Consider the following 22,643-nt stretch of genomic DNA (forward strand, 5'->3'; position numbering starts at 1 on the left):
CCGAAGTCCGCACACGGGGACTCCGGGGTGAGGGCCGACGCGCCACGAGGGCGCCGACGACGGCGCGGAGCCGTGGCCCCGAAGGGGCGACGGCGCGCGCCGCACGTGCTTCCTCCCATCCGGACTTTCACCGTCGGTCCCGGAGTTTCACCAGGTCAACCGAGCCCCTCCCGAAGGAGCGACCCGGGTCGCGGACTATCACCGCCGGCTCGGAATTTCACCGACCCCGGAGCACGTGTGCATCTGCTGCACATTGACTAGCGGAACACAGGATGCCATGACGGCATTCCCCGGGGCGAGGGCGTCAGGCGAGCGCTTCCCGGACCGCGCGCGCCACCTCGTCGGGCCCGGCACCGCCCTCGACGACCGTGACGACCACGCGGCGGCCCGCCGGGGCTCCGCCGTCGGCCGGTGCGTGCGCGGCCGTGCCGAGCACGGCGGCCCGCCGCAGGTCGGCGAACGCCTCCTCGAGCTCGGGCCGCAGCTCCAGCGACGGCGTGCGCAGCCAGCGGCGCAGTATCGCGTTGTGGACGGCGACGACGGAGGCGGCGAACGCTATCGACGCCGTGGACGTCGACCGCTCCGGCGGCAGCGTGTCGCGCAGGTAGTGGGTGAACGCCCGCTCGTAGCGGTGCGTGGTGATGAGCTCGCGGTCGCGCAGGGCAGGGACCTGCTGCAGCAGGGCATACCGGGCGAGCGAGGTCTCGCGCTGGCCGACGTGGTGGTCGAACACCATGCGTGCCGCGCGGCACACCTCGAGGTACGGGTCGACATCGGGGTCCCAGGCGCGACCGAGGTCGTGCCCGGCCTCCTCGCTGGTACGGGCGTCGGGGCGGGTGGCGGCCAGCATCACCACCACCTCCTCGAGCAGGAGCTCGTGGTCGGCGAAGACCACGTCCTCCTTCGAGCGGTACCGGCGGAAGAACGTGGCCCGGCTGACCTTGGCGGCGTCGGCGATCTCCTCGACGGTGGTCCCCTCGTACCCCTGCCGGGTGAACAGGTCCACCGCGACGTCTACTGCCTGCGCATGCGTGTGGGTACGGACGGCGGTCATGCCAGGCAGGCTACCGCGTGCCCGTCCGGCCGCGTGAAGCATTCTTGAACGCTGCAGGGTGCTCACGGTGCTAATTTTCCCGCCTCGGGATCTTGCCGGACCGCAGTCTGCGCAGGTAGCGCACCTCGCGCACGGCCGTCAGGAGGCCGAGCCCGCCGGGCACGGCCGACCACGGATGGCCGAGCGCGACGCCCACGAGGCACACCAGAAAGATCACCCCGCCGCCGACGACGGTGGCCAGACTCGCCCAACGGATCCCGGTCACGCACTGAGCGTAGTCTGCTGGACGTGACCGAGACCGCAGCCAAGCCCGTCGTCGACGTCTACGTCGACCCCATGTGCCCGTACGCCTGGATCACGTCGCGCTGGGCCCTCGAGGTGGCCCGGATCCGCGACGTCGAGCTCACCTTCAAGCTCATGAGCCTGTACCTGCTGAACAAGGACAGGGACATCGACGACGACTACCGGGCGCGCATCGAGCGGTCGCGCGGCATCGGCCGCATCGCCGCGGCGGTCCAGACGGACCACGGCCCCGAGGCGTTCTCCGCGTTCTACACCGCGGCCGGCACCCGGATCCACGACCAGCAGAACAAGGACTTCGACGCCGTGGCCGTCGAGGCCCTCGCCGAGGCGGGGCTGCCCGCCGCCCTCGCCGAGGTGGCCACGTCCACCGACCACGACGCGGCGCTCGCGGCCTCCCACAAGTCCGGCATGAAGCCCGTCGGCGACGACGTCGGCACGCCCACGATCCACGTCGACGGCGTCGCGTTCTTCGGCCCCGTGCTCACGCGCATCCCGCGCGGCGAGGAGGCGGGTGCGCTGTTCGACGCCTCCGTGACGCTCGCGCGCTACCCGTACTTCTACGAGATCAAGCGCTCGCGCACCACGGATCCTGTCTTCGACTGAGCCGACGCCCGACGTCGGTGGGTCGTGGCAAGGTGAGGGCATGACTCTCGACCTGCGTATCTTCACCGAGCCCCAGCAGGGCGCGACCTACGACGACCAGCTCGCCGTCGCCCGGACGACCGAGCAGCTCGGGTTCAGCGCGTTCTTCCGCTCCGACCACTACCTGGCCATGGGTGGCGGCGACGGTCTGCCCGGCCCCACCGACTCCTGGGTCACGCTCGCCGGCCTCGCCCGCGACACGTCCACGGTGCGCCTGGGCACCCTGGTGTCCTCGGCGACGTTCCGGCACCCCGGCGTCCTCGCGATCCAGGTGGCGCAGGTGGACCAGATGTCCGGCGGGCGGGTGGAGCTCGGCCTCGGCACCGGGTGGTTCGAGGCCGAGCACAAGGCCTACGGCATCCCGTTCCCGGACAAGCGGTTCGGCATCCTCGAGGAGCAGCTCGCGATCGTCACCGGCCTGTGGGGCACCCCGGTCGGCGAGACGTTCTCCTTCTCCGGCGAGCACTACGAGCTCGTCGACTCCCCGGCGCTGCCGAAGCCCGCCCAGTCCAGGATCCCGGTGCTCGTCGGCGGTGGCGGCCCGCGCCGGACACCCGCCCTCGCGGCGAGGTACGGCGACGAGTACAACCAGGCCTTCCCGGAGATCGACACGATCGGCCCACGGATCGAGGTCATCAACAAGGCCCTGGCCGACGCCGGTCGCGCGCCCGGGTCGATCGTCCAGTCGGTCGCGCTGGTCGCCGCCGTCGGCCAGGACGAGGCCGAGTTCACCCGGCGTGCCGCGGCGATCGGGCGTGAGCCCGCCGAGCTGCGCGAGCACGGCATCGCCGGCACCGTGGCCGAGGTCGTGGACCGGCTCAAGGCCCTGGAGGCTGTGGGCGTCGAGCGGGTCTACCTGCAGGTCCTCGACCTGGCAGACCTGGACCACCTCGACCTGGTCGCGCGCGAGGTGCGTCCGCAGCTCGGCTGAGCCACAGCCAGCGCAGGCCGTGTGGAGAAATCTTTCCTATGGTCGTCCCGGCCGTCCTTGCCGCGACACACATCGGAGAACTCCATGCAGAGCTTTTCTCGTGCCGTCCGAGCCGCTCTGGCGGCGACCGCGCTCGTCGCCGGAACCTTGGTGGCGGTCCCCGCCGCTGCCGCCGACGACGGCTACCAGCGCGGGCCCGACCCGACGGTGGAGAGCATCACGGCTCCCCGGGGAACGTTCGAGATCCGCGCGGCCGTCGTCACGCGTGCCGCCGCCGAGGGATACGGCGGCGGCACCGTGTACTACCCGACCGACACCTCCGAGGGCACCTTCGGAGCGGTGGCGATCTCCCCCGGCTACCGCTCCTCGCAGGCGGCGATCGCGTGGCTCGGCCCGCGACTGGCCTCCCAGGGCTTCGTCGTCCTCACCATCGACACCCTCCGACCCGCCGACTCGCCCACCCGGCGTGGCGCACAGCTCCTCGCCGCCCTGGAGCAGCTGCAGGAGAGCACCCTGGCGGATCGCATCGATCCCGACCGGCTCGCCGTGATGGGGCACTCGATGGGCGGAGGCGGCAGCCTGGAGGCCGCCAAGGACGATCCTGCGCTGCGAGCGGTCATCCCGATGACCCCGTGGAGCCCGGACAGGACCTTCCCCGAGGTCACTGCCCCGACCCTGGTCATCGGCGCCGAGGACGACGCCGTCGCCCGGGTCCGGTCGTACGCCGAGCCGATCTACGAGTCGCTGCCCGCCGACGGGGACAAGGCGTACCTGGAGCTGCGGGATGCCTCACACTCCGCGCCGAGCAGCCCCAGCACGACGATCGCCAGGTACAGCCTGTCCTGGCTGAAGCGCTACGTCGACGACGACGAGCGGTACACGCAGTTCCTCTGCCCGGCGCCGGTCGGCGACCCCGAGCTCAGCGAGGTCCGCAGTACCTGCGACTAAGATCCGCGCGACACCCCCGTTGCGAGATCAAGGACAGGTACATGCGAATCGGCTGGCAGCTGCACGGTGACGGCACACGCATCACCCCCGGTGAGGTCGTCGCCCCCGACGAGCGGCTCAGCTGGCCGCGCACCATCGGGATCGGCCTGCAGCACATCGTCGCGATGTTCGGTGCCACGTTCCTGGTGCCGACCATCACGGAGTTCGACCCGGGAACCACGCTGTTCTTCTCGGCGGTCGGCACGATCACCTTCCTGCTCGTCACGGGCAACAAGCTGCCGAGCTACCTGGGCTCGAGCTTCGCCTTCATCGCGCCGATCCTGGCGGCCACGGCGTCGAGCGGGCAGTCGGCCGCGATCGGCGGCATCCTTGCCAGCGGCCTGCTCCTGGCGCTCGTCGGCGTGGTGGTGCACTTCGCCGGGCCGCGCTGGATCCAGGTGGCGATGCCGCCCGTCGTCACGGGCGTGATCGTGGCACTGATCGGCCTGAACCTCGCGCCGGTCGCCTGGGGAACGTGCGACGAGGAGGGGTGCTCGGGCTTCCAGGCCTCCCCGGTGACGGCCGTGATCACCCTGGCCTCGATCATCCTGATCCAGGTTCTGTTCCGCGGCCTCGTCGGCCGGCTCTCGATCCTGCTCGGCGTCGTCATCGGGTACGCCGTCGCCACGCTGCGCGGCGAGGTCGACTTCTCGAAGGTCGGTCAGGCGGACTGGGTGGGCCTGCCGCAGTTCGTGGCGCCGTCGTTCGACCCGGGCGTGCTCGGCCTGTTCCTGCCGGTCGTGCTCGTGCTCGTCGCGGAGAACGTCGGACACGTGAAGTCGGTGGCCGCGATGACCGGCCGCAACTACGACCCGCTGACCGGCCGGGCGCTCCTGGCCGACGGCATCGCCACGACCCTCGCAGGCCTCGGCGGCGGCTCCGGCACCACGACGTACGCCGAGAACATCGGTGTCATGGCGGCGTCCCGGGTGTACTCGACGGCGGCGTACTGGGTGGCCGCGTTCGGTGCGCTGGTGCTCAGCCTGTCGCCCAAGTTCGGCGCGCTGATCGCCAGCGTCCCCGACGGTGTGCTCGGCGGTGTCACGACCATGCTCTACGGCATGATCGGCATCCTGGGCGCCCGCATCTGGGTGCAGGGCAAGGTCAACTTCTCGGACCCGGTCAACCTGACGACGGCGGCCGTGCCGCTCGTGATCGGCATCGCCGACTTCACCTGGACCGCCGGTGACCTGCAGTTCGGCGGTATCGCCCTCGGTACCGCCGCCGCCCTCGTGATCTACCACGTGATGGGGGCCATCGGCCGCTGGCGCGGCACCGCCGAGGGCTGAACCACCTCCGTGCCGGACGGGTAGGACGCGAGCGGCCTACCCGCCGGCATCGGTCTGGACACCGGACTGAACGCGTGGTTAGCATGCTGAACATGCGTTCAGCGCGCGGTGACGAAGGGCGCGGGGGGACCACCCCGCCGTCGGACAGCGGTGTGCCCGCCGACGCCGACCTCACCGCCCGTGCCCGGATCCGCGATGCCGCGATCAACCGGTTCGCGGTGGACGGCTTCGGCGCGTCGGTCCGGGCCATCGCGTCCGACGTGGGGGTCAGCGCCGGCCTCGTGATGCACCACTTCGGGTCCAAGGACAAGCTCCGGGCCGAGTGCGACGCGTACCTGCTCGCCACGGTCCGCCGGCTCAAGCGGGAGAACGTCGCCGACGCCGCGGCGGACCAGAGCTTCTTCCACAAGTTCGCCGCCGCCGAGCAGAACGCGACGCTCGTCGGGTACGTGCTGCGCTCCATGCAGGACGGCAGCCCGCTCGCCCGAGAGTTCATCGGCCACATGGTCGACGACGCGGTCGACTACACCCAGGAGGGCGTCACCGCGGGCGTCATCGTGCCCAGCAGGGACGAGGCCGCACGGGCGCGCTACCTCACGCTGTCCTCGCTCGGTGCGCTGCTGCTGGAGGTCACGCTCAACCCGCCGTCGGACCCGGGCGATCTCGTCGGGATCGTCCGTGGCTACTTCTCCAAGAGCTACCTGCCGATGATGGAGCTGTTCACCGAGGGCTTCCTCACCTCCCGTCGGATGCTCGACGACTACCTCATGTACGTGTCCGACCCGCCGTCGGACGACGAGGTAGCGCCCACGCCTGCCAAAGGCTGACCGGTACCCGCCGGTCGAGAGCGCGCTGCCCTGCCACGTCCCCTCCGACGTCAGAGAGCGAGCGAGTCATGACCGCGACACCAGCGATAGAGATCCACGACCTGCGCAAGTCCTTCGGCCGGGTCCAGGCCCTCGACGGCCTGGACCTGACCGTCCAGCCCGGCGAGGTCGCCGGGTTCCTCGGCCCCAACGGGGCCGGCAAGTCCACCGCCATCCGCGTCCTGCTCGGGCTGCTGCGCGCGGACTCCGGCACGGCCCGCCTGTTCGGCGGTGACGCGTGGCGCGACGCCGTCGAGCTGCACCGACGACTCGCCTACGTCCCGGGCGACGTCAGCCTGTGGCCCAACCTGACCGGCGGCGAAGCCATCGACTTCCTGGGCCGTCTGCGCGGCACGGTCGACAAGAGGCGCAAGGCCGACCTGCTCGAGCGCTTCGAGCTCGATCCCACCAAGAAGGCCCGCACCTACTCCAAGGGCAACCGGCAGAAGGTCGCACTCGTGGCGGCGTTCTCCATGGACGTGGACCTGCTGATCCTCGACGAGCCGACGTCGGGTCTCGACCCCCTCATGGAGGCGGTGTTCACCGAGTACGTGCGCGAGGCCGCCGCGGCGGGCACGTCCGTCCTGCTCAGCAGCCACATCCTGCACGAGGTCGAGAAGGTCTGCGACACCGTGACGATCATCCGTAACGGGACGTCGGTCGAGTCCGGCACGCTCGACGAGCTCCGGCACCTGACCCGGTCGAACGTCACGGCAGTGGTCTCGGACGACCCCTCCGGCGTCCGCGGCCTCGCCGGGGTGCACAACTTCGCCACCGCTCCGGCCGACGGCGGCACGCGCGTCACCTTCGACATCGACAACGCCCAGGTCGGCCCCGCGATGTCGCAGCTGACGGCGCTCGGGCTGCACAGCCTCACCGCCGCACCGCCCTCGCTGGAAGAGCTCTTCATGCGGCACTACGGCGACGTGCTGCCGGGTGCGGAGAGCGCGGACGACGGCGCGGACGACACCGCCTCCGCGGCGGCGCAGGGCACGGCAGGTGCCCGGTGACCGCCGTCGCGCTGGCGCCCGCGGTCCCGCGGCCGTCGTTCGGATCCACGCTGTCCGGGACCGGACGCCTGGTCCGGTTCATGCTGCGTCGCGACCGGGTGCGGCTCAGTGTCTGGACGCTGTCCGTGGTGGCCTTCTACGCCTACTTCGCCGTGGCGCTCGACGCGATGGGCCCCGAGGCGCTCGCCGGACGGGCGCTCGTCATGGAGACGCCGGCCGGCATCGTCATGGGCGGTCCCGGCTACGGCATCGACAACTACACGGTCGGCGTGGCCATCGCCAACGAAGGGATCACCTGGGTGGTCCTGGCGCTCGGGATCATGAGCGTCCTGCACGTCGTGCGGCACACGCGTGCCGAGGAGGAGAGCAGCCGGTCCGAGCTGGTGCGAGCCGCCCCGGTCGGGCGGCACGCCCCGGCAGTGGCCGCCGTCATCACGCTGTTCGTCGTCAACGCGGTCATCGCCGTCGTCTCGGCGCTCGCCCTGTACGGCGCGAGCGGGGAGGCCATGCCTCTCGCGGACTCGTTCGGCCTCACGGTCGGGTCCGGCCTGGCCGCCATGGTGTTCGGGGCCGTCGCCGTGGTGGCGTGCCAGATCACCGAGCACGGCCGGGGTGCCACGGGTATCGGCCTTGCCGCGTACGGCCTGGCGCTCGTGCTGCGGTCCGCCGGGGACATCCAGGAGCGGCACGGCAGCCTGCTGTCGTGGTTCTCGCCCATCGGGTGGGCCCAGCAGATGCGAGCCTTCGTCGACCTGCGCTGGTGGCCCACCGCCCTCTCGGTGGTGGCGATCCTGGTGCTGCTCGTGCTCGGGGCGTTCCTCGCCTCGCGCCGCGACTTCGGTGGCGGCCTCGTCGCGACCCGCGGTGGACGCGCGGACGCCCCGGCAAGCCTGCGCAGCCCGCTCGCACTGGCCTGGCGGCAGCAGCGGTCGGCCTTCGGGTGGACGGCTCTCGGGATGGCGCTCATGTGGTACGCGTCCGGCACCCTCCTGCCGGAGATCCTGGAGATGGGCGTCTCCGGCGCGGAGGACAACGAGATGTTCCAGGCGGTGTTCGGGGGGACGGACCCGGCAGTGTTCCGTGACGGGTTCCTGAGCGCCATGATGTTGTTCGCCGCCCTGGCCTGCGCGGCGTACGCGATCGTCATGTCCGGCCGCGCCAAGGCCGAGGAGACGGCGGGCCGTGCCGAGGTGCTGCTCGCGCTGGCGGTGTCACGCTCGCGATGGTTCGGCGCGCACCTCGTGGTCGTCGGGCTGAGCACGGTGGTGCTCATGGCGGTGAGCGTCTACGCGATGTGGGCCGGCGCCGTCCAGGTCGGTATGGACGAGCCAGGGCTCGCCGCCTACACCGACGTGTTCTGGACCTACTCCGTGGCGCTCCTCGTCTACCTGGGCCTTGCCGCGGCCCTCTACGCCTGGGTCCCGCGGTTCGCCTCCGCCGTGTGGCTGCTGCTCGTGTACTCGTTCGTGGTCGGCATGTTCGGAGCGGTCTTCGACCTGCCCGAGGGTGCGGAGGCGATCTCGCCGCTGAACTGGCTCCCGGCGGGGTTCGGTGAGGCGCCCGAGACCGCGAGCATGGTGGGCCTCGGCGCGGTGGCGGCCGTGCTGCTCGGCCTGGCGCTCCTCGGGTTCCGGTGGCGAGACCTGCAGAGCAGCTGAGTGCCCGGACGGAGAGTGTGGCTGTTGTCCGCACTCTCCGTCCGGTAGGGTGCGGGACGCCGTTCCGTGTCAGCAGGCAGGGTCTCACCGCCGCTCCCGGACCGTGCCCCGCCGAGTCCAGTGAGGATGGACCGATGATCTTCAAGGCCGTAGGAGACGGCCGCCCGTACCCCGAGCACGGGCGCTCACGCACGCGCGACTGGGTCGACGTGCCCCCGCGTCAGGTGCGCCTCGACGAGCTCGTCACCACGAAGCGCACACTCGACCTCGACACGCTCCTGGCAGAGGACTCCACTTTTTATGGTGACCTGTTCGCACACGTCGTCGAGTACGAGGGCACCCTCTACCTCGAGGACGGGCTGCACCGCGCGGTGCGCGCCGCCCTGCAACAACGTCCAGTCCTGCACGCTCGCGTGCTCACCATCCGCTGACCTCAGGTAGGTTCCAAGAGTGACATCTCCCGGGTACGACCAGGCGCGCGTGGAGCGCCGTCGTCGAGAGCACGAGCGCCAGGCCGTGGTCTTCGGCGTGCTCATCGCGTTCCTGGCGGTCTGCGGCATCTTCGCGCTCGCGGTGTACTCGGGCGCCATCAGCTCTCCGTTCGACCGGCCGTTCACCACGGTCGGCGTCTCGGAGCAGAAGTCCTATCCGGTGCCCTGCCTCCCGGCGGTGAAGGGGCAGCCCGACGGCGCCCTTCCGACCGCGTACACCGATACCCGGGTACGCCTGCTCAACGCATCCGGCGAGCAGGGCCTGGCCAGCGCGCACGAGACCGTCCTGGCGGACCGCGGGTTCGTCATCGAGGGGACCCCCGGCAACGTGCCGATGCTGCTCCAGGAGTCGGAGCTCCGGTTCGGCACGAAGGGCATCGTCCAGGCGTACACGCTCGCTGCGCAGTTCCCCAAGATGCGGATGGTTCTGGACGACCGGCGCGACCGCGTGATCGACCTGCTCATCGGCGAGAACTTCGATCCTCCGCTCGGCGTGGAAGACGTCGAGCTGGCCGCGGACCAGCCGCTGCGGAACGCGGAGGGCTGCGTGCCCGCCGACGAGATCACCCCGGAGAAGCGCATCAAGCCGGCCAAGGAAGGCGAGCCGGACGAGGTTCAGCCGGCCAAGTAACGGGGCTAGGGTCGGTGCTGTGCTGAACCCGTCCTCAGGTGCCGTGGGCTTCGGCCGCGCGCTCCTGTGGGCCGTGGTCGTCCTCGCCCTCGCGCTGACCGGGCACTTCGAGGCGGGCGGCCACCTTCCGCCCCTCGAGGTCGTCGCCCTGCTCGGCGCGCTGCTGCTGGTCGTGACGATGGTGGCCGTGCGGCGGCGCATCCGCTGGCCGGGCGGGCTCGCCCTCGCGGGGCTCGGGCAGTACGCCCTGCATCACGTCTTCTCGTTCCTCGGCGGCGCCTGCGCGCCGTCCGCGCTGCCCGACGCCGGAGCGCACGCCCACCTGGCCGGCTCCCTCGGCGGGACGTTCGTGCACGGGACGTGCGTCGGGACCGGCTCCGCGGTGATGGGTCCGGGGATGCTCGCCTGGCACGCCCTGGCGACCGTCGTGTCCGTCGGGCTGCTCGTGGGAGTCGAGCGCGGCGTCTGGCTGCTCGCGTCGTGGCTGGTCCGGCCGCTGGTGGTGGCGCCGCTGTGGCTGCCGGTGGTCCGGCGCGTCCCCGTGCTGGTGGCCCTCGATGCGCCGCGCGCGGCCGTGGACGTGCACGTGGCGCCGGAGCGCGGGCCGCCGTCGTCGGCCCTGGTGATGCGCCTCGCGGCCTGACGGTGTCGGGCGGGAGGTGCGTCGCCGCACCCCCTCCGCACACCCTCAGACCGAAGGACCGAGCACATGACTCGCTTCAGCATGCCCGCCCGCCGCGCCCTCGCGGCAGTCCCTGCAACCGCCGTCCTGGTGCTGCTGCCCACCGTGGCCTATGCCCACGTGACGGTGAACCCCGACTCGACCGCCGCGGACAGCTACTCCAGCCTCACGTTCCGTGTGCCGACGGAGTCGGACACCGAGTCGACGGAGAAGCTGGTGGTGGACCTGCCCACCGACACCCCGTTTCTCAGCGTGACCCCGCGCTCGCTGCCCGGCTGGGACGTGGAGGTCGAGGTCGAGACGCTCGACGAGCCGTTCGAGGTCGAGGGCGCGACCGTCGACGAGGCGCCTGCGCGGATCACCTGGACGGCGGAGAAGGGCAACGAGGTTCCGCCGCACGAGTACCAGGAGTTCGCCGTCCGGGTCGGGGCGCTGCCCGAGGAGGGCACCGAGATCGTGCTCCCCGCCCACCAGACGTACACCGACGGCACCGTCGTCGACTGGGACGACCTCGTCGCCGACGACGGCAAGGAGCCGGAGGCTCCCGCACCCGTGTTCACGACCACCGCCGCCGAGGCGGAGGGTGGGCACCACGGTGCCGCGGCCTCGGATGATGCCTCGGACGATGCGTCGGGCGAGACCGCGGCCGCGGACGACGCTCCGGCCGTCGACCCGGTGGGCCGCTGGCTCGGTGCGGCCGGCATCGTGGTGGGCGCCGTGGGCATCGGCGCGGCGGTGTTCACGCGCCGCCGGGCCTGACGGCCGGATGGCTCGATGACGGAGGCCAGGCTCGACCACCGGTGATGCCGGTGGTCGAGCCTGGCCTCGCCGGTCGAGCCTGTCGGGACCTCAGATCTTCAGCAGCGCCTGGACCGGGGTGTGGTCGCTCGGGTAGCGGCCGTCGCGGGTCCATGTGTTGATCGCCGCCGCGCGGACCTCGACACCGGGCGTCGTGAGGATCCAGTCGATGCGCGTGCCGTCCGGGTTCGGCGTCCCGTAGTTGGGGAAGGTGCCCGCGTACGGGGTGAGCTGCCGGTCCGCGTCGAGCCAGGTGTCCCGGAGCCCGCCGTCGGTGACCAGGATGTCGTACGGCGCGGAGCTCCCGGCCGTGGCGTTGCAGTCGGCGGTGAAGACGACCGGGAGGCCGGCCGCGGCCACCTGGTCGCGGACCACCCGGGCGCTGCGCACCCGTGCGTTCTCCGCCTGGTGGTCGAAGTGCGAGTTGATGTGCAGGAAGTCCCGTCCCGTCACGCTGTCGTGCAGCTCGGCCCAGGTGACGATCCGCGTCACCGTGTTGCCCCAGGTGGCGGAGCCGATGACCTGCGGGGTGTCGGACAGCCAGAACTGGTCCCACCACTTCACGGTCAGGCGGCGCGCGTCGTAGAAGATGCCGGAGTACTCGCCGCCCGCACCCCCGTCGCGCCCGAAGCCCACCATCTTGTAGTGCCGCCCCAGACCTTCCTCGACGGCAGCGAGCTGGTGGAACAGAACCTCCTGGACACCCAGGACGGTCGGCTGCTCCAGCCGGAGGAACTCGGTGGTGAGCGGGGCGCGCTCCGGCCAGTAGTCCGGCTCGCCGGGCTGCGTCTGCCCGACCCGGTCGTAGCGGATGTTGAAGCTCATGGCGTGCAGCAGCTCGCCTCGTGCGCGGCCGATCACCGGCCGGCCGGCCCCTGCGGTCCGGGCGGAGGCTGGGCCGGCCAGTGCGGCCGAGGCGCCGAGGGCGCCCACGGCGCCTGCGGCCGTCAGCAGGGTGCGACGCGAGATTCCGGCGACGCCGGGGGCGGTGGACATGGGCTCTCCTCCAGGTCAGGGGACGGGTGCCCGTTCACCCGACCAGACGGAGGTGAGCACGTCCATAACGTCATGTGACGGATGGACGAATTGCCCGGCTCAGGCCGCCGACGTCGTCCCTGCGCGCCGGGCCGTGACGGCGCGCCCGACCAGGTGGTCCACGCTCCAGGCACCGGGTCCGGTGGCCGCGAGGAGGAGCGCGCCGGCGCCGAGCGCGGCGACGAGCTCGAAGCCGCCCTGGTCGACGAACACGCCGTTGCCGAGATGTACGAGCACGAGCGCCCCGAGCATGTTCAGCACGACCAGGATCCCGGCGATGGACGTCGCGGCGCCGAGGATCAGCGCGGCACCGCCGACGAGCTCGACGACTGCCGCGAACAGGGCGGCCACCTGGGGCAGGGGGATGCCCATGCCGGCGAAGGAGTCGACGGTCCCGGGGATCCCGAAGGTGAAGAACTTCTGGGCGCCGTGCGCGATGAGCACCACCCCGATGGCTACGCGGGCGACGAGTGCTGCGAGGTCCTTGGTCCACTGAGACTTCATGGGGTTCTCCCTGTGTCGTTCTGCTGGTGAGGGCGGCGCTGAGGGGTGAATCAAGTTGTCGCTTCAACTTTCGCGGCACGCTAGCACGGGGTGAATTGAAGCTTCAACCGTCCCGTGACAACCTGGCGTGGTGAACGACACTCCGTGGCTCGACCGCAGTCAGATGGCGGCGTGGGTCCGCTTCGTCGCGGTGCTCGAGCTGCTCCCCGGGGTCCTCGACAGCCAGCTGCGCCACGACTCCGGCGTCACGCACTTCGAGTACTTCGTCATGGCGGTGCTGGCCGAGACGCCCGGCGGGACCATGCGGATGACCGAGCTGGCCGGCGCCACGAACGCGACACCGTCGCGGCTCTCGCACGTCGTGGCGCGCTTGGAAGACCGGGGTCTCGTCGAGCGTTCGCCCTGCCCCGAGAACGGCAGGGCCACCAACGCGCGGCTCACGGAGGGCGGGCGCGCGAAGATGCGTGCCGCCGCGCCCGGCCACGTGGCTGCGGTCCGGCGGCACGTCGTCGACGTGCTCAGCCCGGAGCAGGTGACGCAGCTCGCCGCGATCAGCGACGCCATCCTCGGGAGCATCGCCCCGGCCGGGCCGATGGCGGAGGGCTACCGGCGTTACGACGGGCCGGCGGGGGAGTCGTCCTGAAACGCGTCCACCCGGGCTCGCAGACGACGCGCACGGCGGTGGGGTGGACCACTCCCGCTCCCGCCGGTAACCTCGGTTCACGGCCTCGTCCAGGGAGGGTGGCCCATGGGGCAACACGTGAGCGTCGACGCCGGGTTCGGCCCATACCTCCGTCGCCTGCGCGAGGGCCGTACATGGTCTCTGCGGCGACTTGCCGAGGTCGTGCACATCTCGCACGGCCATCTGTGGGACCTTGAGAAAGGCCGGAAGCAGCCGAGCGTGGCCGTGGCTGCACTGCTCGACAACGCCCTCGCCGCCGACGGCCGGCTGGCCGCTATGGTGCGTGTCCAGTCACCGGCCGACGGCGGGCTCGTTGCCGTGGTGACCACTGCCGAGACGGACAGCCTGCACGGCACGCTCGAGCTGTGGGCCCTGGACGCCCAGCGCCAGGACTTCCTCACCGCCGCGGCGTTCAACGCGTCCGCGTTCCTCACTCCCGCGCTGCGTTGGCTCACCACACCCAGCACGTCCAGTGCTCCAGTCGGCGGCCCGCGGGTCGTCGGAGTTCCTGACGTCGAGATGATCCGTCAGATGCTCGGCGTCTTCCGCACCGTCGACAACCAGTACGGAGGCGGGCAGATCCGCGAGCGGATCGTGCGGTTCCTGCACCACGACGTGGCCGAGCTCCTGCGGGGGCGGTACGACGCGGTAACGGGGGCGGCGCTGCTGTCCGCTGCGGCGGAAGCGACCCAGCTCGCCGGATGGGCGACGTACGACGTGGGACGGCACGCGCTGGCCCAGCGGTACATGGTGCACGCCCTGCAGCTGGCTGGTGCCGCCGAGGACCGGCCGCTCGGCGCGGAGATCCTGGCGGCCATGTCGCACCAGGCGGCCTACCTCCGCGCCGGCGGCGAGGCGGTCGACCTGGCCCGCGCCGCGGCGCGGGCAGCGCAGGACGCCGGCGTCGGTGCCATCGCTGCGGAGGCCGCCGTGCTGGAAGCGCAGGGGCACGCCGTGGACGGTGACCACGCGGCGACGGCGGGGGCGCTCGACCGCGCGGAGCGGCTGTTCGACCAGGCGGAGCGGGCGACCGACCCGCAGTGGCTCGGGTACTTCGACGAGGCCTATCTCGCGGCGAAGTTCGGGCAGACGTTCACCGCGCTCGGGCGTGGTGACCTGGCGCTGCGGTTCGCGCGCCGGTCCCTGGACATGGACGAGCGGTACGCACGCGGACGAGCCTTCAACCTCGCGCTGGTCGCGCGAGCTCACGCCCAGGCGGGCGACGTCGAGGAGGCGGCTGCGGCGGGTCACCAGGCCGCCGACGCCGCAGAGGGCATCGACTCCGCGCGGTCGCGGGACTACCTCGCCGAGATCGCCGACCGCCTGGCACCGCACGCCGGACTGGAACCCGTCGCCTCCTACCGCGCCCGGGCCGCGGAGCTCGTCGGCTAGAGGCGGCCCTTCGCGGCGTCCAGCTGCAGCTTGAGGACCGCGGCCACGGTCGCGGCGCCGACGATCTTGCCGGACCCGATCATCGCCTCGGCCTCGTCGAGCGAGAACCACGCCAGCTCCTCGGCCTCGTTCACGTCCGGGGCGGCGCCCGTGTCGTGTGCGCCGCGGGCCAGGTAGACCGTGTTCGGCTGCTCAAGCGACGCGACCGACGGCTGGAACCGCAGGTAGGCATCGACCGAGCGGGGGCGCCACCCAGTCTCCTCCTCGGCCTCCCGGAACGCTGCGGCCTCGACATTCTCGCCGTCGTCGAGGTACCCGCCGGGCAGCTCCCACACCCACTGGTCGATCACGAACCGGTGGCGGTACATCAGCAACACCCGCAGGTCGTCGTCCACCATCGCGACCATGACCGCCGGCTGGAGGCGCAGCACCCACTGCTCGAACTCGACGCCGTCGGGCAGCCGCACCTTGGCGATAGATGCCCGCGCGCGGCGGGTGTCGTCCTGCAGCCGTTCCTCGAGGATCGTCCATTGCGTCGCGGGGCGCTGGTCCGTGGTCACGGCGCGAGCGTACGGCGGACTACACGCTGTACGCCACGGGTGTACGCCGCGGCGTACACCCGTCAGCCGACACGGGCTGACGCGCTGGACCTGCCAGCGGACGGGCGAGCACGCCAGGCTCGGGAGAGAAATAGCACTCCCCGCCCGCCGGAAGGCAAATCGTGACCACCACCAGCCGCAACCCGCAGCGCACCAGCCGCCGTCTTGATCTCTCCATGCCGGCGCTCGTCACCTGTGACATCGACGGCACCCTCCTGAACACCGGTGAGCCCGTCAGCCCCGCCGTGCGTGCCGCGGTCGCCGAGGTGCTCGCGGCCGGCCACCACGTCGCTCTCGCGACGGGTCGGTCGCTCGTCGGCGCACTGCCGGTCGCCGCCGAGCTCGGCCTCGACGATGCGTGGATCGTCGCGAGCAACGGTGCCGTGACCGCGCACGTCATGGGGGACGACTACGAGATCTCCGACCTGCACGTCATCGAGCCCGAGCCTGTCGTGCGCGTGGCCGTGGAGGCGATGCCCGGCATCCGGGTCGCGGCGGAGCTCGTCGGCGTCGGGTACCGCGTGAACATCCCGTTCCCCGACGGCGAGCTGAACGGCGACCAGCACAGCGTGGCCGCGCTCGAGGAGCTGTGGGCGGATGCGACGCCGCGGCTGGCCCTGTACAGGCCCGGAGCGTTCGGGCTCGCGCCGATCCTGCGGGCCATGAGCCTGACGGTGATCGAGACGCGCCCCGACTGGCTCGACGTCACCCCGCCTGCCCTGTCGAAGGCGACCGCGCTGGACAAGGTCCGCCGCCACCTCGGGATCGAGTTCCACGCGACGGCGGCGATCGGTGATGGCGAGAACGACCTGGAGATGCTGCGGTGGGCCACGCGGTCGATCGCCATGGGTCACGCGCCCGCGCACGTCCGGGCCGTGGCCGACCGGGAGACCGGCACCATCGACGAGGACGGCGCCGCGGAGGCCCTGCTCTCCCTGCTGGGCTAGCGCCGGCCTGGTGAGGCCGTGGGTGAAGCGGGGTTCGGTACAAATGGCGACGGCGCGGTTCGCCGACGCCCTCGTCGTCGTTGTGAGGCGCGAGAGTCGGGTCCTGGTCCGCGTGGAAGGATCGGTGGTATGACCATCACCGAGTTTCTGACCGCACGGCTGGACGAGGACGAGTCGACCGCGCGTATGGCTGACAGCGCCTCGTCACGCCCCGGCGAGGTTGACGGCGAGCCCTCAGCGGCCGCCCCGTTCCTTCCGCAACAGCAGCAACACATCGACCGCTGGAGCCCCGCTCGGGTCCTCGTTGACATCGCGGCCAAGCGGACAATCGTAGAGACGTACGAGGAACTTGGGCGGGTCCTGAGCAAGGCGTCGGACAGCGGGCATGAGGACGAAGCCACCGTCACCCGGAACCTGTTCGCTGGACTCCAGGTCGCGGTCCTGGCCCACGCCCTGACGTTCGCCGATCACCCGGACTACCGCGCGGAGTGGCAGTTGTGACCTGGTCGGGGTGTGCCCATGCTGTGCCCACGGGCATGGTCTGGTGAACGACAAGAGGCCCGGAACCGTTGATATTCCAACGGTTCCGGGCCTCTTGCCACTGCGGAGGATGGGGGATTCGAACCCCCGAGGGCGTTAACCCAACACGCTTTCCAAGCGTGCGCCATAGGCCACTAGGCGAATCCTCCTCGCGCTTCGCCGAGGCGGCGCGCGGCCACAGGACCGAAGTCTGGCGCGGCCTGACGAGGATACCGGACGCCGTGCTCGGACAACGAATCGGAGCGTGGAGCGGGGCTGTGAGGTGGCGTACAGCGCGTTCCACGTGGTTGGGCCGTGGTGCCCGGATCGGTTAGGCTTGGTGCAGACCCCTCGTGCGGCATCACCTCGCCGAACTCCCCCAGGGCCGGAAGGCAGCAAGGGTAAGTGAGCTCTGGTGGGTGTGCGGGGGGTCCTTGAGCGCCCGGAATCTGGCGCCTCGTCCAACATGTGGATGGCATTCCGTCCACATCATGGGATTTACCCCGAGGCGATTCGCTTCGACGTCGTGCAGTGGCGCACGATGTCCGCATGACCCGCACCTGGACCGCAGCCACGACGTCGCGCACCCGCCGCGACGCCATGTGCGGCGGCCGTGTGCGCGGCGGGCGAATGTGCGTGCGCTGAGAGCGCCGCACCTCGCCGCAGCCCGCTGAGGGCCGCACAGTCCCGCGAGCTCGCCACGTTGCTGATGGCCGTGGCCCGCCCCGTCACACCCCGGCCTGCGCCCGACGCAGACCCCACCACGCATCCTGCGCACCGGCACACCCGCGCCCGTGCGCCTCTGAGAGGACCACCCATGTCTCGCTTCACCCCTGTCCTGGCCACCGGCCTCGCTGCCGTCACCGCCCTCGCCCTGAGCGCCTGCGGTTCCGGTGAGGCCACGGCCGCCGCGGGTACCGCCGAGGACCCGGTACGCATCGGCGTCGTCAACTCCGGTGAGGACTACTGGAACACCTTCACCGGCCTGGCCGAGGAGGAGGGCATCACCGTCGAGCTGGTGAACTTCAGCGACTACCAGCTGCCCAACCAGGGCCTGACCGACGGTGACCTCGACCTCAACCAGTTCCAGCACCTGCAGTTCCTCGCGACCTACAACACCGCTTCCGAGCAGGACCTGACGCCGATCGCGGCCACCGCGGTCTACCCGCTGGGCCTGTACTCCCTGAAGCACGGCAGCGTCGAGGACATCCCCGAGGGCGGCGAGGTCGCCGTCCCCAACGACGACAGCAACCAGGCCCGTGCTCTGCTCGTGCTCCAGGAGGCGGGGCTCGTCGCCCTGCGCGACGGCGGTAGCGCGTTCTCCACGCCGGCCGACATCCTGGAGGACGAGTCGCGGGTGTCGGTGACCCCGGTCGACGCCGCCCAGACGGCGCTCGCGCTGCAGGACGTCGACGCCTCGATCATCAACAACGACTACGTGGGTGACGCCGACCTGGCCGCCGAGGACGCCATCTTCACCGACGACCCGGACTCGGACACCGCCGCGCCGTACATCAACGTCTGGGTCGCCCGCGCGGACGACGCGGACAACGAGGTGTTCCAGCAGCTCATCGAGATCTACCACTCCCCGGAGGTCGAGGAGGGTGTGCTCGAGGCCTCGGGTGGTACCGGCGTCATCAAGGACAACCCGGCCGCGGAGCTGCAGGAGATCCTGGCCGGCATCGAGGCGGACGCGTCCTGATGCCTGCCGCGACCGGAGCTGCCGCCGGCAGCATCGTGCGGTTCGAGGGCGCCTCCAAGGTGTTCCCCGGCCGCGGGCGCAGGACGGAGGTGCGCGCCGTCGACGAGGTCACCCTCGACATCCGCGAGGGCGAGATCTTCGGCGTCATCGGCCAGTCGGGTGCCGGCAAGTCCACCCTGGTCCGCCTGATCAACGCCCTGGAACGCACCACCGGGGGCGACGTCGTGGTCGACGGCGTCGCCCTCGGGGCCCTGAACGAGGCGCGCCTGCGTCCCGTGCGTGCCGGGATCGGGATGGTGTTCCAGCAGTTCAACCTGCTCGCCTCCCGGACGGTCGCCGGGAACGTCGCCTACCCGCTGGAGGTGGCGGGCTGGTCGCGCTCGCGGCGCGAGGCGCGCGTGGCCGAGCTGCTCGACTTCGTCGGCCTGGCGGAGAAGGCGGGGGTGCACCCCGCCGCGTTGTCCGGTGGACAGAAGCAGCGCGTCGGCATCGCGCGGGCACTCGCCACGAACCCGCGCATCCTGCTGGCGGACGAGGCGACGTCGGCCCTCGACCCCGAGACGACGCGCGACGTGCTGAACCTGCTCCAGCGCGTCAACCGCGAGCTCGGGGTCACCGTCGTCGTGATCACGCACGAGATGGACGTCGTGCGCTCGATCTGTCACCGCGTCGCGGTGATGGACCGGGGGCGCGTCGTCGAGGTGGGCGAGGCGTACCAGGTGTTCAGCGCGCCGACCCACGACATCACCCGCCGGTTCGTCGCCACCGCGCTGCGCGACCGGCCCTCGCCCGAGGTGCTGGAGCGCCTGCGCGCCCGGCACACGGGACACATCGTGACCGTGGGTGTGGACGAGGTCGCGGGTTCGTCGGCGGTACTCACCCGCACCCTGCGCGAGCACGGCGTCGACGGGACGGTCGTCTTCGGCGGCATCACCGAGGTCGCGGAGCGGCCGTACGGGTCGCTGACCGTCGAGCTCGTCGGTGACCCGGCCGCTGTGGAGGCCGCCGTGGTGGCGCTGCGCGCGGTCACCTGGGTGGACGACCACGGGAGGGCAGCCTCATGAGCTGGGACCAGCTGACACCACTGCTCTGGCAGGCCGCCGGCGAGACGGCGTTCATGGTGCTGATCACCTTGCTGGTGGGCGGCTTCCTCGGGCTCGCCCTCGGCCTCGGGCTGTACCTGACGCGGCCGGGCAACCTGCTCGGCAACCGGTTCGTGTTCGCCGTGCTGAACCTGGCCGTCAACGTGGTGCGGCCCGTACCGTTCATCATCTTCCTGGTGGCGCTCGGCCCGTTGACCCGTGCGGTCATCGGTTCGACGATCGGCATCGAGGCGTTCACCTTCGCCATGTGCTTCATGGCGACCTTCGTCTTCGCGCGGCTCGTCGAGCAGAACCTCGTCTCCATCGACCCCGGCGTGGTCGAGGCTGCCCGGGCCATGGGCGCCTCGCCCTTCCGGATCGTGCGGACCGTGCTGGTCCCCGAGGCGCTCGCGCCCCTGATCCTCGGCTACACGTTCCTGTTCGTCGGCGTGCTCGACATGTCCGCGATCGGTGGCTACCTGGGCGCCGGCGGCCTCGGCGACTTCGCGATCGTCCAGGGCTACCGGCAGTACGACTGGGTGGTGACCGCCGTCGTCGTGGTGATCATCGTGCTGATCGTCCAGGCCGTGCAGTGGCTGGGGAACATCCTGGCGCGCCGCGCACTGCGGCGGTGACTCGCGGCGGCGCCTCACACGTCGGTGAGGCGCCGCCAGGTCTGCACGACGGCGGCGAGGGCGACCGGGGCGACCGCCGCAGCGAGCAGCAGATGGGGCAGGCCGACGGCGGCTGCTGCTGCGGCGCCACCCATGCCGGTCCACAGTGACGGCGCGGCGTAGGGGAACCATGACCCGCCCCCGAGCAGGACGACGATCTGGGTGAGCGCCACCATGCCGACCAGCCCGCCCACGGTGCCGAGCTGGCTGCGCGTCACCGTCGCGAGCCAGGCGAACGGCAGGGCCAGGCCACCACCGAGGAGCCCGGCGACGAGTGCGGTGCGCGCACCGGCCCAGGCTCCGACGAAGGATGCGCCCGACCCTGCCGTCACCACGGCCGAAGCGGTGACGGTCACGGCGACCGCCACCACGACGCACACGGCGATCCAGGCCAGCGCGACCAGGCACTTGGCCAGGGCGATCGTGCCGCGCGGCACGGCGAGGCCGAACAGTGCGCCCGCTGTGCCGCTCTCCAGCTCCCGGCCGAACGACCACGCGAGGAAGAACCCGCCCGCGACCAGCGCCGCGACGGAGAGGATCTGGGCACACGCCAGCAGGTGGGTCGTGGCGAGATCGCCCGTCGCGTAGTCGGCCAGCTTGGCCGCGGTCGCGCCCACGGCCCGCGGCGACCGGGCCAGCGCCACGACGCCCACGCTGCCGAGCGGCACCAGCAGGACGAGCAGCAGCGTGGCCACGCGTGCGACGACCGAGCGGCGCAGCTTGAGCGCCTCGACGGAGAACGCGGCGCCGAGGTTGGCGACGGCAGTCATGCCCGGCCTCCGGGGGTCGTGGTGTGGGCGTCGGCCGCAGCCCGCGTATCGGCGTCGAGCACCATGGCGAAGAACCGCTGTTCCAGGTCGGTGCCGCCCGGCTCGAGGCGCCCGACGTCGCGCCCGGCGTGCAGCACCACTATCTCGTCGGCGATGCGCGCCACCTCGTCGAGGTGATGGCTCGAGACGAGCACCGCCGCGCCGTCGTCGGCCAGGCCGCGGACCAGCTCGCGCACGAGGACGACGCCCTGCGGGTCGAGGGCGCTCGTCGGCTCGTCAAGGATCACGGCGGAAGGCCGGTGGAAGGTCGCGCAGGCGATGCCCAGGCGCTGCCGGTTGCCCATCGAGAGCGTCCTGGCGCGCGCGTGCCGCCAGGCCTCCAGGCCCATCCGGTCGACGGCGGCGCTCGCCGCCGGTATCGCTGCGCGCCGTGACCGTCCGTGCAGCCGGGCCGCGCAGCGGAGGTTCTCCGTGACCGTCAGGTCGGGGTAGACCAGGGGTGTGTCGACGACGTGACCGAACCGCGCGGCGACGTCGAAGGGCAGGTCAGCAGGGTCGTGTCCCAGGATCGTCGCCTCCCCGTCCGTGGGATGCAGACGGCCGGACAACGCGCGCAGCGCCGTCGTCTTGCCGGCGCCGTTGAGGCCGATCAGGGCGGTGACCTGTCCGGGCCGGACGGTCAGCGTGAGGCGGTCGAGGGCTGAGCGCTCGCCGAAGGTGTGCGTGACGTTGTCGAGCCGGAGCGCCGTCACGACGTGGCTCCTGCCGGGGCGAGCTGCGCGAGGGCGCGGCGGACGAGGTCGGTGAGGGTGACGTCGCTGGGCGCCGAGCCCCAGGCCAGGAGGGCCGCGGTGGTCGCGGCGAGACAGGCAGAGGCGGCGATGGCGGCGTCGAGGGGATCGGTGCCGTCGGCCACCAGCCGGTCTGTTATCGCCTGCTGGGTGGCATCGGTGCCCACCGAGACGGCCGCACGGAGCGAGGGGGACTGCGCGACCAGGGCCACCCGGCGCCTGGCGGTCGTGTCCTCGGTGGGGGTGATGTCGCCGAGCGCGGTGAGCAGGCCCAGGCGGGTGCGTTCCAGGGGCGAGAGGTCGGCCGGCTGGGCGCCGACGGCGTCCGCGATGAGCGGGTCGTACGGGTCCGTGACGAGTACGGCATCCTTCGTGGGGAAGTGCCGGAAGAACGTCATCGGCGTGATGCCCGCCGCGTCGGCGATCTGGTTCACCGTGGTGGCGTCGTAGCCCTGGCGCTCGAAGAGGTCGAGCGCGGCATCGAGGATGCGGGCCCGGGTGCGGAGGGTACGGGGTGTGACCACAGTTAAATGTTAGTCACTAACATTTAGCGGTGGCGAGGCTGGGGTCGAACCCGGTCACGCGACGTGCCGCTCGGGTCGGA

The 22,643-nt window shown here is 71.6% G+C and carries 26 protein-coding genes, 1 tRNA gene, 1 other RNA gene and 1 riboswitch; of the genes, 19 read left to right on the top strand and 9 right to left on the bottom strand.

Annotation, left to right across the window (positions count from 1 at the left end; all coding sequences use genetic code 11):
• Window positions 1–101: 101 nt before the first annotated feature.
• Window positions 102–239, bottom strand: a riboswitch (FMN riboswitch).
• Between the two features lie 65 nt (window positions 240–304).
• Together LUM46_RS14560 and LUM46_RS14565 are read right to left on the bottom strand one after the other, a co-directional pair.
• Window positions 305–1,054 carry a TetR/AcrR family transcriptional regulator gene (locus tag LUM46_RS14560; RefSeq protein ID WP_274994813.1) on the bottom strand — a complete coding sequence of 250 codons (750 nt, stop codon included), beginning with the start codon at window positions 1,052–1,054 and terminating at the stop codon, window positions 305–307.
• Window positions 1,055–1,124: 70 nt separating this feature from the next.
• On the bottom strand, window positions 1,125–1,319 hold the full coding sequence (locus LUM46_RS14565) for a hypothetical protein (protein WP_274994814.1): 195 nt from the start codon (window positions 1,317–1,319) through the stop codon (window positions 1,125–1,127).
• 23 nt (window positions 1,320–1,342) lie between these two features.
• Between LUM46_RS14565 and LUM46_RS14570 the strand changes: the two genes are divergently transcribed.
• The 11 genes from LUM46_RS14570 to LUM46_RS14620 all read left to right on the top strand — a co-directional run bounded on the left by LUM46_RS14570 (window position 1,343) and on the right by LUM46_RS14620 (window position 11,303).
• Window positions 1,343–1,960: a mycothiol-dependent nitroreductase Rv2466c family protein gene (locus LUM46_RS14570; RefSeq protein WP_274994815.1), complete on the top strand. Its 618-nt coding sequence runs from the start codon at window positions 1,343–1,345 to the stop codon at window positions 1,958–1,960.
• Window positions 1,961–2,000: 40 nt separating this feature from the next.
• Window positions 2,001–2,930: an LLM class F420-dependent oxidoreductase gene (locus tag LUM46_RS14575; protein WP_274994816.1), complete on the top strand. Its 930-nt coding sequence runs from the start codon at window positions 2,001–2,003 to the stop codon at window positions 2,928–2,930.
• Window positions 2,931–3,014: 84 nt separating this feature from the next.
• Window positions 3,015–3,878 carry a poly(ethylene terephthalate) hydrolase family protein gene (locus tag LUM46_RS14580; RefSeq protein ID WP_274994817.1) on the top strand — a complete coding sequence of 288 codons (864 nt, stop codon included), beginning with the start codon at window positions 3,015–3,017 and terminating at the stop codon, window positions 3,876–3,878.
• A gap of 41 nt (window positions 3,879–3,919) precedes the next feature.
• On the top strand, window positions 3,920–5,206 hold the full coding sequence (locus LUM46_RS14585; RefSeq protein ID WP_274994818.1) for a uracil-xanthine permease family protein: 1,287 nt from the start codon (window positions 3,920–3,922) through the stop codon (window positions 5,204–5,206).
• Between the two features lie 92 nt (window positions 5,207–5,298).
• Window positions 5,299–6,033, top strand: coding sequence for a TetR/AcrR family transcriptional regulator (locus LUM46_RS14590; RefSeq protein ID WP_274994820.1), 735 nt, complete (start codon window positions 5,299–5,301; stop codon window positions 6,031–6,033).
• Window positions 6,034–6,101: 68 nt separating this feature from the next.
• Window positions 6,102–7,082, top strand: coding sequence for an ABC transporter ATP-binding protein (locus tag LUM46_RS14595; RefSeq protein WP_274994821.1), 981 nt, complete (start codon window positions 6,102–6,104; stop codon window positions 7,080–7,082).
• Window positions 7,079–8,740, top strand: a complete 1,662-nt coding sequence (locus LUM46_RS14600; protein WP_274994822.1) for an ABC transporter permease — start codon at window positions 7,079–7,081, stop codon at window positions 8,738–8,740. Before LUM46_RS14595 ends, LUM46_RS14600 begins: the two co-directional genes overlap by 4 nt.
• A 134-nt stretch (window positions 8,741–8,874) precedes the next feature.
• Window positions 8,875–9,171, top strand: coding sequence for a type II toxin-antitoxin system VapB family antitoxin (locus tag LUM46_RS14605; RefSeq protein ID WP_108493446.1), 297 nt, complete (start codon window positions 8,875–8,877; stop codon window positions 9,169–9,171).
• Between the two features lie 19 nt (window positions 9,172–9,190).
• The gene (locus LUM46_RS14610; protein ID WP_274994824.1) at window positions 9,191–9,862 is read left to right on the top strand and encodes a LytR C-terminal domain-containing protein; all 672 of its coding nucleotides are present in this window, start codon (window positions 9,191–9,193) and stop codon (window positions 9,860–9,862) included.
• A gap of 19 nt (window positions 9,863–9,881) precedes the next feature.
• Complete coding sequence (locus LUM46_RS14615) at window positions 9,882–10,505, top strand: hypothetical protein (protein ID WP_274994825.1); 624 nt, start codon at window positions 9,882–9,884, stop codon at window positions 10,503–10,505.
• 66 nt (window positions 10,506–10,571) lie between these two features.
• Window positions 10,572–11,303 carry a YcnI family copper-binding membrane protein gene (locus LUM46_RS14620; protein ID WP_274994826.1) on the top strand — a complete coding sequence of 244 codons (732 nt, stop codon included), beginning with the start codon at window positions 10,572–10,574 and terminating at the stop codon, window positions 11,301–11,303.
• Window positions 11,304–11,393: 90 nt separating this feature from the next.
• Here LUM46_RS14620 and LUM46_RS14625 read toward each other — a convergent pair whose 3' ends face one another.
• Complete coding sequence (locus LUM46_RS14625) at window positions 11,394–12,338, bottom strand: endonuclease/exonuclease/phosphatase family protein (RefSeq protein ID WP_274994828.1); 945 nt, start codon at window positions 12,336–12,338, stop codon at window positions 11,394–11,396.
• A gap of 99 nt (window positions 12,339–12,437) precedes the next feature.
• Complete coding sequence (locus LUM46_RS14630) at window positions 12,438–12,881, bottom strand: DoxX family protein (protein ID WP_274994830.1); 444 nt, start codon at window positions 12,879–12,881, stop codon at window positions 12,438–12,440.
• Between the two features lie 130 nt (window positions 12,882–13,011).
• Between LUM46_RS14630 and LUM46_RS14635 the strand changes: the two genes are divergently transcribed.
• Both LUM46_RS14635 and LUM46_RS14640 read left to right on the top strand, forming a co-directional pair.
• Window positions 13,012–13,524, top strand: coding sequence for a MarR family winged helix-turn-helix transcriptional regulator (locus tag LUM46_RS14635; protein ID WP_274994832.1), 513 nt, complete (start codon window positions 13,012–13,014; stop codon window positions 13,522–13,524).
• A 105-nt stretch (window positions 13,525–13,629) separates the two neighbouring features.
• Window positions 13,630–14,955 (top strand): helix-turn-helix domain-containing protein, encoded by a 1,326-nt coding sequence (locus LUM46_RS14640; RefSeq protein WP_274994833.1) that lies wholly within the window; start codon window positions 13,630–13,632, stop codon window positions 14,953–14,955.
• Here LUM46_RS14640 and LUM46_RS14645 read toward each other — a convergent pair.
• Window positions 14,952–15,515, bottom strand: coding sequence for an NUDIX domain-containing protein (locus LUM46_RS14645; RefSeq protein ID WP_274994834.1), 564 nt, complete (start codon window positions 15,513–15,515; stop codon window positions 14,952–14,954). The genes LUM46_RS14640 and LUM46_RS14645 overlap by 4 nt on opposite strands.
• A 161-nt stretch (window positions 15,516–15,676) precedes the next feature.
• Between LUM46_RS14645 and LUM46_RS14650 the strand changes: the two genes are divergently transcribed.
• Together LUM46_RS14650 and LUM46_RS14655 are read left to right on the top strand one after the other, a co-directional pair.
• Window positions 15,677–16,501, top strand: coding sequence for an HAD family hydrolase (locus tag LUM46_RS14650; protein WP_274994835.1), 825 nt, complete (start codon window positions 15,677–15,679; stop codon window positions 16,499–16,501).
• A 129-nt stretch (window positions 16,502–16,630) separates the two neighbouring features.
• On the top strand, window positions 16,631–17,002 hold the full coding sequence (locus LUM46_RS14655; protein ID WP_274994837.1) for a DUF6221 family protein: 372 nt from the start codon (window positions 16,631–16,633) through the stop codon (window positions 17,000–17,002).
• 103 nt (window positions 17,003–17,105) lie between these two features.
• Here the strand turns inward: LUM46_RS14655 and LUM46_RS14660 are convergent.
• A tRNA-Ser gene (locus LUM46_RS14660) sits at window positions 17,106–17,190 on the bottom strand.
• Between the two features lie 172 nt (window positions 17,191–17,362).
• Here LUM46_RS14660 and ffs point away from each other — a divergent pair.
• The 4 genes from ffs to LUM46_RS14680 all read left to right on the top strand — a co-directional run bounded on the left by ffs (window position 17,363) and on the right by LUM46_RS14680 (window position 20,439).
• Window positions 17,363–17,459, top strand: an RNA gene (ffs, locus tag LUM46_RS14665) — signal recognition particle sRNA small type.
• A 378-nt stretch (window positions 17,460–17,837) separates the two neighbouring features.
• The gene (locus LUM46_RS14670; protein ID WP_274994839.1) at window positions 17,838–18,722 is read left to right on the top strand and encodes a MetQ/NlpA family ABC transporter substrate-binding protein; all 885 of its coding nucleotides are present in this window, start codon (window positions 17,838–17,840) and stop codon (window positions 18,720–18,722) included.
• A complete protein-coding gene (locus LUM46_RS14675) occupies window positions 18,722–19,786 on the top strand; it encodes a methionine ABC transporter ATP-binding protein (RefSeq protein WP_274994841.1) in 1,065 nt (354 codons plus the stop codon). The genes LUM46_RS14670 and LUM46_RS14675 overlap by 1 nt, the downstream gene beginning before the upstream one ends.
• The gene (locus tag LUM46_RS14680; RefSeq protein ID WP_274994842.1) at window positions 19,783–20,439 is read left to right on the top strand and encodes a methionine ABC transporter permease; all 657 of its coding nucleotides are present in this window, start codon (window positions 19,783–19,785) and stop codon (window positions 20,437–20,439) included. The genes LUM46_RS14675 and LUM46_RS14680 overlap by 4 nt, the downstream gene beginning before the upstream one ends.
• A gap of 14 nt (window positions 20,440–20,453) precedes the next feature.
• On the opposite strand, the gene LUM46_RS14685 is transcribed toward LUM46_RS14680, so the two are convergent.
• Genes LUM46_RS14685 through LUM46_RS14695 form a run of 3 tightly spaced genes read right to left on the bottom strand, consistent with a single transcriptional unit; the run spans window position 20,454 to window position 22,563 of the window.
• The gene (locus LUM46_RS14685) at window positions 20,454–21,248 is read right to left on the bottom strand and encodes an ABC transporter permease (RefSeq protein WP_274994844.1); all 795 of its coding nucleotides are present in this window, start codon (window positions 21,246–21,248) and stop codon (window positions 20,454–20,456) included.
• Window positions 21,245–22,000: an ABC transporter ATP-binding protein gene (locus LUM46_RS14690; RefSeq protein WP_274994845.1), complete on the bottom strand. Its 756-nt coding sequence runs from the start codon at window positions 21,998–22,000 to the stop codon at window positions 21,245–21,247. The genes LUM46_RS14685 and LUM46_RS14690 overlap by 4 nt, the downstream gene beginning before the upstream one ends.
• Window positions 21,997–22,563, bottom strand: a complete 567-nt coding sequence (locus tag LUM46_RS14695) for a TetR/AcrR family transcriptional regulator (protein WP_274994846.1) — start codon at window positions 22,561–22,563, stop codon at window positions 21,997–21,999. Before LUM46_RS14695 ends, LUM46_RS14690 begins: the two co-directional genes overlap by 4 nt.
• Between the last annotated feature and the right edge of the window lie 80 nt (window positions 22,564–22,643).

It is taken from the genome of Promicromonospora iranensis (genome assembly GCF_028994805.1).
GTDB lineage: Bacteria > Actinomycetota > Actinomycetes > Actinomycetales > Cellulomonadaceae > Promicromonospora > Promicromonospora iranensis.